Origin of the sequence: Bacillus sp. FJAT-22090 (genome assembly GCF_007676755.1) — a bacterium.
In the GTDB taxonomy this organism is placed as follows: domain Bacteria; phylum Bacillota; class Bacilli; order Bacillales_A; family Planococcaceae; genus Psychrobacillus.
The window spans coordinates 1-13211 of record NZ_VEBK01000019.1 but is presented as its reverse complement, the minus strand read 5'-3'; the positions used below and the strand labels follow the sequence as shown (position 1 = coordinate 13211).

The 13211-nt window shown below is 36.9% G+C and carries 13 protein-coding genes; 8 read left to right on the top strand and 5 right to left on the bottom strand.

What is annotated here, in order from left to right:
• Positions 1–95: 95 nt before the first annotated feature.
• The 5 genes from FS486_RS17755 (at position 96) to FS486_RS17735 (ending at position 5273) form a co-directional block, all read left to right on the top strand.
• Positions 96–1337: a S1C family serine protease gene (locus tag FS486_RS17755; RefSeq protein ID WP_144513426.1), complete on the top strand. Its 1242-nt coding sequence runs from the start codon at positions 96–98 to the stop codon at positions 1335–1337.
• 167 nt (positions 1338–1504) lie between these two features.
• Positions 1505–1690 carry a CxxH/CxxC protein gene (locus FS486_RS17750; RefSeq protein WP_144513424.1) on the top strand — a complete coding sequence of 62 codons (186 nt, stop codon included), beginning with the start codon at positions 1505–1507 and terminating at the stop codon, positions 1688–1690.
• A gap of 69 nt (positions 1691–1759) precedes the next feature.
• Positions 1760–2239 (top strand): 23S rRNA (pseudouridine(1915)-N(3))-methyltransferase RlmH, encoded by a 480-nt coding sequence (gene rlmH / locus FS486_RS17745; protein ID WP_144513422.1) that lies wholly within the window; start codon positions 1760–1762, stop codon positions 2237–2239.
• Positions 2240–2616: 377 nt separating this feature from the next.
• Positions 2617–4125, top strand: a complete 1509-nt coding sequence (locus tag FS486_RS17740) for a DUF1846 domain-containing protein (RefSeq protein ID WP_144513420.1) — start codon at positions 2617–2619, stop codon at positions 4123–4125.
• 401 nt (positions 4126–4526) lie between these two features.
• On the top strand, positions 4527–5273 hold the full coding sequence (locus FS486_RS17735) for an SDR family NAD(P)-dependent oxidoreductase (RefSeq protein ID WP_144513418.1): 747 nt from the start codon (positions 4527–4529) through the stop codon (positions 5271–5273).
• Positions 5274–5340: 67 nt separating this feature from the next.
• Here the strand turns inward: FS486_RS17735 and FS486_RS17730 are convergent, their stop codons facing one another.
• The 3 genes from FS486_RS17730 to FS486_RS17720 form a co-directional block, all read right to left on the bottom strand.
• Complete coding sequence (locus tag FS486_RS17730; protein ID WP_144513416.1) at positions 5341–5958, bottom strand: TetR/AcrR family transcriptional regulator; 618 nt, start codon at positions 5956–5958, stop codon at positions 5341–5343.
• Positions 5959–6146: 188 nt separating this feature from the next.
• Positions 6147–6611 carry a phage tail protein gene (locus FS486_RS17725; protein WP_144513414.1) on the bottom strand — a complete coding sequence of 155 codons (465 nt, stop codon included), beginning with the start codon at positions 6609–6611 and terminating at the stop codon, positions 6147–6149.
• A gap of 21 nt (positions 6612–6632) precedes the next feature.
• Positions 6633–7112 carry a GyrI-like domain-containing protein gene (locus FS486_RS17720; protein ID WP_144513412.1) on the bottom strand — a complete coding sequence of 160 codons (480 nt, stop codon included), beginning with the start codon at positions 7110–7112 and terminating at the stop codon, positions 6633–6635.
• A 108-nt stretch (positions 7113–7220) separates the two neighbouring features.
• Between FS486_RS17720 and FS486_RS17715 the strand changes: the two genes are divergently transcribed.
• The gene (locus tag FS486_RS17715; RefSeq protein WP_144513410.1) at positions 7221–8183 is read left to right on the top strand and encodes a helix-turn-helix transcriptional regulator; all 963 of its coding nucleotides are present in this window, start codon (positions 7221–7223) and stop codon (positions 8181–8183) included.
• A 169-nt stretch (positions 8184–8352) separates the two neighbouring features.
• Here FS486_RS17715 and FS486_RS17710 read toward each other — a convergent pair whose 3' ends face one another.
• Positions 8353–9258: a LysR family transcriptional regulator gene (locus tag FS486_RS17710; RefSeq protein WP_144513408.1), complete on the bottom strand. Its 906-nt coding sequence runs from the start codon at positions 9256–9258 to the stop codon at positions 8353–8355.
• A 122-nt stretch (positions 9259–9380) separates the two neighbouring features.
• On the opposite strand from FS486_RS17710, the gene FS486_RS17705 reads away from it, so the two are divergent.
• Positions 9381–11384, top strand: coding sequence for a YhgE/Pip family protein (locus FS486_RS17705; protein WP_144513406.1), 2004 nt, complete (start codon positions 9381–9383; stop codon positions 11382–11384).
• An 84-nt stretch (positions 11385–11468) separates the two neighbouring features.
• On the opposite strand, the gene FS486_RS17700 is transcribed toward FS486_RS17705, so the two are convergent.
• The gene (locus FS486_RS17700; RefSeq protein ID WP_144513404.1) at positions 11469–12224 is read right to left on the bottom strand and encodes an SDR family NAD(P)-dependent oxidoreductase; all 756 of its coding nucleotides are present in this window, start codon (positions 12222–12224) and stop codon (positions 11469–11471) included.
• 114 nt (positions 12225–12338) lie between these two features.
• On the opposite strand from FS486_RS17700, the gene FS486_RS17695 reads away from it, so the two are divergent.
• Complete coding sequence (locus tag FS486_RS17695; protein WP_144513402.1) at positions 12339–13058, top strand: TetR/AcrR family transcriptional regulator; 720 nt, start codon at positions 12339–12341, stop codon at positions 13056–13058.
• The last annotated feature ends 153 nt before the right edge of the window (positions 13059–13211 follow it).

The window sequence follows — 13211 nt, the reverse complement described above, 5'->3', positions numbered from 1 at the left end:
TTTATTTTACTTTAAATTAATTTTCATCTTATTTTAATAATAATTGGGTAAATTAATATTACAAATATAGATGTAAAAAGAAAGGGAGATGAAAGATGGAACCAAACAATCCATACGGTCCACAAGAAAGACCGCAAGAAGAACCAATAACAGAGCAAAAAAGAGAGTATAGAAAAGAAAAGAAAAGAGGTTTAGCAAGTTACTTTTTTAGTGGCCTAGCAGGTGTACTTGTTGGTGCGTTACTAGTATGGTTTTTAATACCTTCTGTTGTAACAAACCTACCAACAAACAATGCGACTAACTCGGCTCATACGAATACAAAAACGCAACAACTTTCGGTGGATGTAACAACGGATGTGACTGGAGCAGTAGAAAAGGCATCTGGTGCTGTAGTGGGGATAACAAATATTCAATCGGTATCAAACTTTTGGAGTCAATCCCAAACAACGCAAGAGGCAGGAACAGGCTCAGGTGTAATTTATAAAAAAGAAGGTGGAAAAGCCTACGTTATTACAAATAATCATGTAGTCGAAGGGGCAAAATCATTAGAAGTAACATTAGTCGATGGAACAAAGGTAGATGCAAAATTAGTGGGCAGTGACATTTGGACAGACTTAGCTGTGTTAGAAATAGACGATGCTGGAGTAGATTCCGTAATTGAATTTGGTGACTCAGATGCATTAAAGCAGGGTGAAACAGTAATCGCTATCGGTAACCCGCTTGGACTAGACTTTTACGGTTCTGTTACCACCGGTGTTGTATCTGGTAAAGACCGGGCAATCCCAGTAGATTTAAACGAAGATGGAGTAGAGGATTGGCAAGCAGAAGTTTTACAAACAGACGCTGCTATCAACCCAGGTAATAGTGGTGGTGCATTGATCAACCTGGCGGGTCAACTTGTAGGGATAAACTCCATGAAAATTTCTGAGGCTGCTGTAGAAGGAATGGGGTTAGCAATTCCTGTAAACTCTGCACTCCCAATTATTGAAGACCTTGAGATGAATGGAAAAGTAAATCGTCCTTCTATGGGGATTACAATGGTAGATTTAACAAATGTCCCAGCTTTCCATCAGCGTGACACTTTAAAATTACCAGCAGAAGTAACCACTGGAGTAGTAGTAGATCAAGTAGTGGAAAATACTCCAGCAGCTCAAGCTGGTATGAAAACATATGATGTAATTGTAGAAATGGATGGGAAAAAGGTAGAAAATAGTATTGATTTACGAAAACATCTATACAATGAAAAAGAAATTGGCGATGAGTTAAAAGTGAAAGTTTATCGACAAGGAAAAATAGTGGAACTAACAATGAAGTTAAAGGAAACAAATTCATTATAAACATGTGGATAACTATTAAAAGTAAATAAAAGATTTACACAACGAGTGGGAAAACAAAAGCTTGTCTTTCCTACTCGTTTTTCATTTGATAAAATAGATTGTGGATAAGATAGAACGTATTGTGTATAACTAATTAAATTATTCGGAAAACGAAAGGAAGTTAAATATTGAGAAAATTCAGTTGTGAAACCCATATAAATCAGGCTTTAGACATGTTCGTCGCAGAGCAAAAAACTTTCCCAATGCTAGAAAAATTAAAAGAGGAAGAAAGGTTATCCACAAAGTGCACATACTGTGAAACGAGTGCAATATATATTGTAGCAAATGAAAATGATGACACAATATGTAGATAACTGTTGTGGATATGTGTATAAGTATTGTGCATAACTTGTTTGTAAATGAAATGTAAAGGTGGATAACCTGTGAATATACAAATTGTATCGGTCGGGAAGCTAAAAGAAAAGTATTTAAAATTGGGGATAGAAGAATACACAAAGCGATTAGGAGCTTATACAAAAATAGACATTATTGAAGTACCAGATGAAAAAGCACCCGAAAATTTAAGTGAAGCTGACATGGAAATCGTTAAGAAAAAAGAAGGAGATCGGATTCTTGCAAAAATAGGAGCAGACACATACGTGATTGCACTTGCCATTGAAGGAAAAATGAAATCTTCCGAACAGCTTGCAAGTGATTTAGAATCTTTAATGACCTATGGACGAAGTAAAATCGCTTTTATTATCGGTGGATCTCTTGGTTTACATGAAGATGTGATGAAACGTTCCGATGAAAAGTTATCCTTTAGTAAAATGACTTTGCCTCACCAATTGATGAAGCTGGTGCTGGTAGAGCAGATTTACCGAGCTTTTCGGATTATCAAGGGAGAACCGTACCATAAGTAAATGAGGTTTATAATATGAAATAAACTCTAACTTATACATGTTTTGTACAAATGCTAAAGATAATATAGTTATTAAACCGAATTCTAACGTTTTCCTTACGCCGGTAAATCAAATTAACTCAGTTAATGAAAATGGAATAGTGGGTTTTCGTCGTTATTTGGATTTGCTTAACATTGCATCTGATTAGAAAGATAATCTAAATGCTATGGATGTTAAACATTTAATTGGAGATATAGGATTGGGCAGGTTTTTCTTTGACATTTTTTTCAAAGCTTAATAATGATAAAAGATGGATTTTAGTTAGTATTTTCTCTTAAGGCGTATTTATCTATCGGTTTAAGAGAAAGCTTAAAGTATAGAAGGCGGGCGGAATTTAAATGAAAAAAATCGGATTTGATTCGGAGAAATATTTGCAAGAACAATCTGCCTACATCCTAGAACGGGTGCAGCAGTATGATAAACTTTACTTGGAATTTGGCGGAAAATTGATAGGCGACAAACATGCCAAGCGTGTTTTGCCTGGATTTGATGAAGATGCCAAGATTAAATTATTGAATACGCTGAAAGATAATGCGGAAATCATCATCTGTGTGTACGCTGGAGACATCGAGCGGAACAAAGTCCGTGAAGATTACGGTATCACTTATGACCAAGATGTCTTGCGCTTAATCGATGAATACCGGGCATATGGCATTTCTGTCAACAGTGTCTTGCTCACTCGTTATCAAGGACAGCCAACAGCCAAAGTATTTATGACCAAGCTAGAGAGAAACGGAATTAGCGTCTACACCCACAGTGAAATCAAAGGTTATCCCACAAATGTAGATGCAGTAATTGGCGAGGAGGGATTTGCGATGAATCCCTATATTAAAACGACAAAGCCAATCGTAGTAGTAACGGCACCTGGTCCGGCCAGTGGAAAGCTAGCTACCTGCCTTAACCAAATATACCATGAGAATAAACTGGGGAATAAAGTCGGCTATGCCAAGTTTGAGACGTTTCCGGTTTGGAACTTGCCCTTAAAGCACCCGGTAAACATCGCTTATGAAGCGGCAACTGTCGATTTGAAAGACGTGAATATGATTGATAATTATCACTATGAAGCATACGGAAAAGTAGCGATCAATTACAATCGAGATATTGAGACGTTTCCTGTCATCAAACGAATTATTGAAAGAATTACTGGTAAAGAGTCTGTTTACCTCTCACCGACCGATATGGGTGTTAATCGTCTGAAATCGGGAATCACCGATGATATGGTCGTGCAGGAGGCTGCTAGGCAGGAAATCATTCGGCGCAGTTTCGTCGTAGAGAACGATTATAAAAAAGGGCTTGTCGATGAAGATAGTGTACGCCACATGCAAGTGATGCTGGAAGAGACTGACTTGAAGAAAGAGGATCGGGCACCTGTATTGCCGGCCCGTAATTATGCTAAAGCAATCCAAGAAAGAATTGACAGCACGAATTTGCAAGCAGTAATTGCGATAGAACTGCCAAATGGCGAGATGATCACCGGTCGAACGACAACTTTGATGGATGCTTCGGCTGCCGCGATTCTGAATGGGTTGAAGAAATTGGCCAATATTGCCGATGAAATTGATTTGTTGTCACCGATGATTTTGCAGACGATTCAACGGTTGAAAACAGATGATTTGAACAGTCGAGTCCCGACACTAAGCGCCAATGAAGTCCTGATTGCACTGGCAATCAGTGCAGTCACCAACCCTACTTCTGAGCTGGCTTATAAGCAACTGCCAAACTTAAAAGACATACAAGCTCATTCTACGGTTATAATGAATAGGGAAAATGAACAGACTTTTAAGAAGCTTGGAATCGACATCACCAATGATCCCGTATATCCGACTGAGAACCTGTATTACAATTAGGTTTTGGAAAATGGCTGCCTTTTTCTTCTCGCCTGGAAATTTAAGGTGGATGTTTTATCGTTTATAGAATTTACTAAAAAGGTGTATTCTTCTCCAAGAGAGAAGAATACACCTTTTTGGATTAATGGATTAACTGCCGGAAAGTCTGTTGGAACCTATTAGGGACAAGCTTTAGTCATTTTTTTTATTCTCTTACTTAGCAATCCTTGCAAGGAGGACAGTGAAAATTATCAATAAAGGTCTTTACTATAGTAGCTATTAGTTATTTCGTTGACACGGTGTTTATAAATTCACAAAATAGACGTTTTTATGTATAATGACATTATCCTAGGTAGTCATTTTTATAGTAAATTTTTTGAGACATAAAATATGAGGGTTTTCTAATTGAGAGGAAGATTATAATGGGACGTTTATCTGGTAAAGTGGCGATTATTACTGGTGCAGCATTAGGAATGGGAGCAGCTGAAGCGAAGCTTTTCGCAAAAGAAGGTGCAAAAGTTGTTGCGACTGATATTAAAGATGATATTTTACAAGAGGTAATCAATGAAATAAAAGCTAATGGTGGAGAAGCCATCGGATTAAAGCATAATGTCGTCTCTGAAGAAGAATGGAAAAAGGTAATACAAACAGCGGTTGATACTTATGGCAAAATAGATATATTAGTCAATAATGCAGGCATCGCAAGTCCAAAAACAATGACACAAATGGAAATGGTTGAGTGGAACAAGGTTATGGATATTAACTTGAATGGTTGTGTACTTGGAATGAAGTATGTAATTCCAGAATTACAAAAAGCAGGTGGCGGTTCTTTGATTAATATTTCCTCAATCGGTGGAATTGTTGGGATGGCCGGGTCAAGTCCATATACCGCTGCAAAAGGTGCTTTACGCTCTTTATCAAAGTCAGCAGCAGTAGAATATGGAAAAGATAAAATTAGAGTAAATTCTGTTCATCCTGGTATTATTGAGACACCAATGACAGCGGAATCTTTCAATGATGCATTACCATTCTACAAAACATTTACTCAACTTCCTTATTTCGGACAACCTGAAGATGTTGCTTATGGTGTATTATTCTTGGCATCTGATGAATCACGCTTTATGACAGGTGCAGAGCTTGTCATTGATGGTGGCTGGACTGCAATTTAATGATTATTTAAAAAAAATCCTCTCAATTTTATGGGAGGATTTTTCATGTAAGAATTTTGTGCAAAAGCTATTCAGATTTGTCTTTCAACGGATTATGAATATAAGGTCCTTTAATGGATAGATTCATTAATTGAAAGGCCATCTCATTCTCAGATAAGTGCATACCCTTTTCTATCCACCAAATGATTACTTCTAAAAATGCAGATTCCACATATTTAATAATTAATTCCCGATTGGCCGTAAGATTTTGATCGTTAGGTTCAATTTGATTAATTCCTTCAGAAACAAACTCATGAATAAAGTCTAACAATCCCGAGGTTAAAGATGGAATGCGATTGGTTACAAGTAATGCTTTGTAAAAAGGATAATTTTCACCTATTTGATGAAACAATTGAACGAAACTAGGATGAGGCTGTTCTTCTAGAAAATCAAAATTACCTAGAAATGATACTTGTTTGTTCACCTTTTCATGTAAATCATTTAAGATCTCATCAATACATTGATTCATCAGATCATTTTTATCTTTATAATGAAGGTAGAATGTAACTCGTTTCACAGTTGCACGTTCTGAGATCTCAGAAACAGTGATTTGTTCAAATTCCCTTTCTTCCATCAGTTCTATAAAAGCACGTTTCAATAAACTTTGCGTTCGAACTGCGCGTGGATCCTTTTTTATTGTTGGCATGAAATCTTTCCTTTACGAAAAAACTTTATATAAAATTCTTATTCAGTTTATCATCTGTCGCTATAGATGGAAAGGAAACTAAGTAATAAGAAACTCCTTGTTATAGAATTTACTTAACCAGTAAGTGAGGTTTTTGAGAAAAAATAACAGCACCTTCTAATTTCAGGAGAGGTGCTGTTTTGCTTATTTTAATATTCTTTTTTAATCACAAAGAACGAGCCCCGAATTGTTCCAGCTAGTTTAGACTTCTGCCTAGCAAATTTAAACTTTCCTTCTAACTCCTTCGGTATCTCCATCCCCTCGGATAGTTTAAAACCAACTGCCCGTTTCTTAGGGTCATCAACCGTGTACATGACATTGAGTGCAAGACCATCCTCATAAAAGACGTAGGAAAACTGGATATTTTCCACTTGAAAATGGGAAGTTTCTAAAGGTTTGGCCGCGAACTCAATATCTCGTTCTTCTTTCAATATTCGGTTCACATAATCAAGAGTATCGCGGGACTCGCTAGCGGGCACAACCGTAAATTCATGTTTATATTTGTTCATAAAGTAACGGGCTTCATTAGCTCGTAAACCAGCAAGTGCTTCTACTACCGGTGAAGACTCTAAGCCAAACGTAGACACATTTTTAAAATCAACGATATAAGACATTTACACCTCTCCTTTTATCACTTATTTCCTAACAACGGGAATCCACATTTCACCAAAAAATAAGCCGTTTCTTTGTCCCATCTCAACCGATGCATTTGGTCCACCAACATAGGCAACATTCTTTGCTTCTGGCAATGCTTGCCCAAAGGCAATACCAGTAAGCATATTACTCAACGCTTCAGCCGTCTCTGCTTCCCCTTTTACAACAAGGTATTCCCCTTTAGGAAATTGGATAACTCTAGATTCTTCTGGTACCGATTTTTCTGTCATGACCCCAGCATAATGCATCATCTTGTTATTCACCGCTTCGTTTACAGTAAAAATGTAATCATTTTTGGCTATGGCTTTTAAAGTATCAAGTGTTCCATCTTGGCTGACGGTCTTCCAAAAGTCCGCCTTTTCCCTATTGATCCCGGCATAGTCAGTGTAATCGCTTTTAAGCTCAGTTCCAATTCCTAAAACGGTAAAGCTCTCTTTTTCTTCTAGGTTATAATTTGTCATGTTCAAAACCTTCCTTTTTTTAATTTACCAAATAGTTTTTCTTTTTATTTGATAAGTTTATAATAGCCTTAAATCATGTCAAAAAGTGATACTGTTTAGGAGGTCCCGATGAAAAAAGTTGAACGGATTAATATCATTATGAGGTATATCAACAACCGCGCCCACTTTACCATTTCTGAAATCATGCGCGAATTTAACATCTCACGTTCGACAGCTATTAGAGATATTAGAGAAATTGAAGCCATGGGGATGCCACTTGTCGCAGAAGTTGGAAGGGATGGGGGTTATTTTGTCATGAATAATTCTGTCCTGCCCACTGTTCGATTTACCGATAATGAAATTAAAGCTCTTTTTATTGCCTTTATGGCCACAAGAAATCAACAACTTCCTTATCTAAAGAGTCGACAGTCTTTAGCTGAAAAGTTACTAGGACTCATCTCAGAAAACCAACAGGATGACCTTGTTCTTTTAAATCAGATCTTGCTTTTTGAAGGGACCAATCCCTATAATCCCGACTTACTTGATCTGTCAGACTTACCCAACCCTATGCTAGAAAAACTCATCCAAATCCTTCTTTTGGATAGCTATTTATTGATTACCACCAATGAAGAGAAGGTAATAAAGTCTTATGCAATTTATCTTTTGCACCTTTATCATGAAAAAGGCATTTGGCTGATTGAATGCTTTGACTTAAAGAATGAAGAAAGGTGGATTTTTCCTGTCGACAATCTCATCAGTGTCGAATCATATCCTTCGAAAAAAAGACTAAGCAAGAAAAAAATTTTAGAAAAACTAAGTAAGCAGGAAGAAGTAGTTAATCTTGTCATTGAATTAGGTCCAAAGGCGATTGCCCAGTTCAAAAAACATCACCCTTTAAAAATTTCTATTTCCTATACGAATCCTTACCAAACGACAGCCATTTTAAAGACTTTTATCAATGTTAATAATTCCGAAGAATTGACCGAAATTACAAATTGGCTGCTTTTCCTAGGAAACGATATCAAGGTCAGGGAAATACCAAAAGAAGTGTTAGTAGGTTTACAAGAGAGATTATGCTTATTCTGCAAATAAGTATAGTCAGTTAAAATCCAATAATGTAGGGCCTGGTTGATATTAAGAGGAAGTTCACTTATATAAACTACAAAGGGAGGAGAGGGGTTATCTGGATGATATTTCTCTTCTCCTTTTTTTAGTGTAACTGATAGGAAATTTTTAAAAAAATATGAGAGGTTTATTTACGCTATCCATTATTTTTATTGAGCTTAGTAGATAGAGCTTTAAAGTATTCTTTTACAAACTGCCTGAATTGCTGGGCAGTCTCCGACAGATGTCTATCTTTTGACCAGGCTATCCCAATTGTTCTCAGGCAATTCGGCTCTGTAATACGAAGACTGTGTGGAAACTGGTTTAACTGATGAAGCAATGTAATTTCCGGAACAAAAGCAATACCTAATCCCTGTCTTACCAAATCCCCAATAACTGTTGAATCATCCCCTTCAAAGGCTATATGAGGCTCGAAGCCAGCTTCCTGACAAAACTGATCGGTAAGATTTCGGAATCCGTAGCCAGTATGCATGTTGATGAATGATTCATTTTTTGCTTCTGCCAATCTAATTGTATCTCGCCCAGAAAAAGGATGGCCAGGGGGAACGATAAGATAAACTTCTTCGGTTATTAGTGGCTCCCAGATGATATCGGGACTCTTTATGGGAACTGAAGAAATACAATAATCTATTTTTCCTTCGGCTAGTTGTACTTGCATGGAAGAAGTAGACTGAAGAAATTGTTGAAACTTTACATTCGGATACTTGGTTAGGAATGCCTGTAGGAGATCCGGAAGAACACGCGGGATCGTAACGGCAAGAGTAATTTTATTTTCTTGCTGATTGGCTAGTTCTAAAATTTCTCTTTTTCCTTCATTTAACTCCAAAAAAACCTTGTCTATTCGTTTTAAAAAAACTTTGCCAAACTCATTTAATTTAATTTGACGATGTTCTCTGGTGAATAACGGCACACCTAAATCTTCTTCTAGCCTAGAAATCGTTTTGCTTAGGGAGGGCTGGGCTATTTGCAGCTGTTGAGCAGCTTTTGTAATATGCTCTAGCTTTGCGACTGTGCGAAAATAATGAAGCTGTAAGAGTTCCATATAAAGCAATCCTTTCCCGGATAGACTAAAAGCTATTATTCCATAGATAATTATGTATTATACATTATGCAGAAAAATAACTACTATAGATAAGATGTGAAAATAATGAAGGAAGTGATTGATTGAAAGGTTTACAGCTGATTAAGCGTGATTTCATGGCAATGTGGAAAAATCCCCATGGACGCATAGCTTTAATATTTCTAATACTTGTACCTTTAATCTATGTGGGTTTCTTTTTAGCAGGATATTGGAACCCATATGGTAAATTAGATAACCTGCCCGTAGCAATTGTTAACCAAGATGAAGGGGCTTTAATGGGTAATGATCCAATCGAAGCAGGGAAAGATTTTGTTGATGAACTAAAGGAAAATAAGGAACTAAACTTCCACTTTGTTTCGGAGGAAAAAGCCAATAAGGGATTAAAAGATGGAGACTATTATATGGTACTTACAATCCCAAAAGAGTTTTCAAAAAATATTAGTACATTAACGGATGACCATCCGATTCCCGCAAAACTTATCTCGAAGACGAATCCGGGAAGTAACTTTGTTGCTTCTCAAATCAGTTCAACTGCAGTAGAAAAAATAAACACAAAGGTTTCAAAAAGTATTACAAAAACTTATGCAGATGGGATTTTTACTAAATTCAGTGAACTGGCAAAGGGTTTAAAGGCAGCAGGTGATGGAGCTAATGTGCTTCATCAGGGAAGTAATGATGCCAAAAATGCTATGGCTAAGCTGAATGATGGATATAGCCAACTTGATCAAGGAATGAATCAATTGACAGCAGGCAGCAATAAGCTTCTAAATGGAGAGCAGTCTCTATCTTCGGGTGCAGTTGAATTGAAAAAGGGTTCTTCTTCACTAGCAGAAGGTATGGGAAAGCTCTCAGGTGGACTTGATACGCTTAAAATAGGTGAAGAGCAAGTTACTGCTGGGGTAAAGCAATGGTCTTCCAACAATGAAAAACTGCTTGAAGGACAAACAAAGGCAACTGAAGCCGCGAAACTTCTTCAGGACCAATTAAACGCATACAGTAAGTCGCATTCTGAAGTGGGAGAAGATCCAGAATTTCAAAAGCTCCAAGCAATTGCCAATGGGCTAGCGGAAACCACTGGGCAGCTTCAGGCAGGGCAAAATCAGCTTTCACAGGGAGCACAGAAGGTAGCTGCTGGACAGGAAAGTATAAATTCTGGTTTAGACAAATTTTCTATTAAGCTTGGCGAGGCAGCAACGGGGGCTAAAGAGTTAGCATCGGGTGCAGAAAAATTCAACAATGGCTTTGGAGAATGGGGTGAAGGGTATACTTCGCTAAACAATGCATTAAACAAAGTAGCGAATGGTACAAAACCGCTTAAAATAGGCACAGAGAAAATTATGGACGGACTGGGCCAGCTGTCTGATGGGGCAAATACTCTTTCTTCTAAACTAAAAGATGCGGCAGATAAAACATCCAGCGTCAAAATCAGTGATTCATTGTCTAATAAATTTTCTGAACCAGTAATATTGGAACAGAAGAATATTACCAATGTGCCCAACTATGGATCAGGTATCGCTCCTTACTTCTTGTCACTTGCTCTTTTCGTAGGTGGTATTATGGCATCAAACATCCTTCCTCTTGGAAGAAGAAAAGAGCCGCTTGTAAATGGAAGCCAACATTTGGTCAATAAACTAGGATTGGTGTATACGATTGGGTTTGTTCAGGCGATTATTGTAGATATCATTATTCTAAGTGTATTTAAGCTGGAAGTGGCAAGTATTCCACTGTTTGCACTCTCAACTATCGTTGTATCACTAACCTTTATGACATTTATATTGATGCTGATAACTGTATTTGGATTAGTTGGAAAGTTTTTAGCTGTTACCTTTCTCGTGTTCCAGCTGGCAACTTGTGGCGGAACATTTCCAATGGAACTTCAGAATCCTATATTAGGTACGATAGGACAATGGATGCCTATGGCTCATTCACTCAAAAGCCTTCAAGAGGTAATTTCTTTAGGTAATTGGCATGAGTTGCAAAACCAATTATTTATTTTAGGAGCTTATCTTGTTGTGGCTGGAATCATCGCTTGGGTGGCAAGTCATATTCAGCATCGGGAAACACCAGTTCAAAATTCAATTTCTTAAAACTTAATCGGCATTATAATAATCAAAAGGCGAAGGGATTCAATTCCCTTCGCTTTTTGATTACAGCAATATTATGTTAAAAAATTAGTGTAAAATAGATCCACCATCTATAATTAATTCAATTCCAGTAACAAATTTAGACTCATCAGAAGCTAAATATAGAACTCCGTATGCGATATCTGAAGTTTGACCAAGTACATTTAAAGGGATGCCAGCTAGTGTCATTTCCCTTACTTCTTTATTGCTAGTAAACATCTCAATCATTGGAGTTTCGATTGTACCAGGATGCACGGAGTTAACTCGAATATTATGTTTTCCATAATCGAGTGCCACATTTTTTGTTAAAAGTCTAAGTCCACCTTTTGAACTGTTATAAGCGGCATTACCTACTCCGTTAATACCTGAAAGTGAAGAAATATTAACAATACTACCACCGCCTGCTTTTTTCATTTCTGGAAGGACGGCTTTGATGCCTAGGTATGGACCTTTTGTATTTATATCAAGGATTTTATCCCAAGTATCTTCATCTAAATCTTCAATCGTCTGAGTAATTAAACCAGTAATTCCTGCATTATTTACAAGAATATCAACTTTTCCAAATTCCTTCACTGCTGTTTCGACAACCACTTTCCAGTCGTCTGCCGATGTTACGTTATGTTTTATAGCGATAGCGTCCCCACCATTTGTCTTAATCTCTTTCACAACTGTCTCTAATAAATCAAATTGTACGTCTGTTGCTATTACTTTTGCTCCTTCACGGGCAAATAATCTTGCTTCTTCTGCGCCCTGTCCACTTGCTGCTCCTGTAATGATTGCTACTTTGTTTTTTAATCGTGACATCTAAATCTCTCCCCATCATATATTTTATTAGTGATAGTACGACTATCATCACTATAGTGATAGTATAATTCTAGTTTTCATAAACGACAATTAATTAGCTTATAGGTGACCAAATTGACGATTCTAGGGTTATTTGATAGCATCGTTAACAGTAATGACGTTGGAATGGGAGCTGTACATGTGAAACCTCAAAGTAGATGGGAACAAGAAAGAAAAGAAGGAAAAAATAAACGAATGAAGAGTATTATTGAGACTGCAGGGAAAGTTTTTAGTAGAAAAGGCTTTGAAAAAACTACGATGCAGGATATTGCGGATGAAGAGAATATTGGAATTGCAACAGTGTTCCGCTACTTCCCTAAAAAAGATAATTTGATTATAGCTGTTGCTGTAAATATATTGGAAGGTTATTTATCTGTCTTTCAATCGGTTGCTTCTATGAATGGTACGTGCCTTGAAAAGGTTGAAAAGCTATTTGATCATTTCATCTCGGACGTTGAACCAGAAAACCTGGAATACACTCAATTGCTTGAAGCATTTGAAAGTTATGCTTCTACCTCACTTGGGGAGCTTGGTAATTATCAGGATTATATTGAAGTTCGAAAAAAAATAGTGGATGTATTATCGATTATAGTAGAAGAAGGTATGCAAGATGGTTCTATTCGATCAGATAACTCAATCAAAGATGTTTTAGCTGCTGTGATAAATGCTTTCGGATTATTTTCAAGAAAGCTTTCGTTATTTAAAAGAATTCCTTTTTTAAATGATGATTTAGCACCGAGTGATCAGTTAGCTATAATAAAGAAGATTTTTATGGATTATATAAGAGCAAGATAGTAAGGGTTAATATATTTACAATATAACCTAGTTTACATATATCTAAGAGATTTACCCTAAAGAAGCGAGTAAGTTGTCACTTACTCGCTACAGATTGTAGACAAAAGGGTTTCGAAATGGTCGTATTTCGAAACCCTTTCTATTTTTTATATG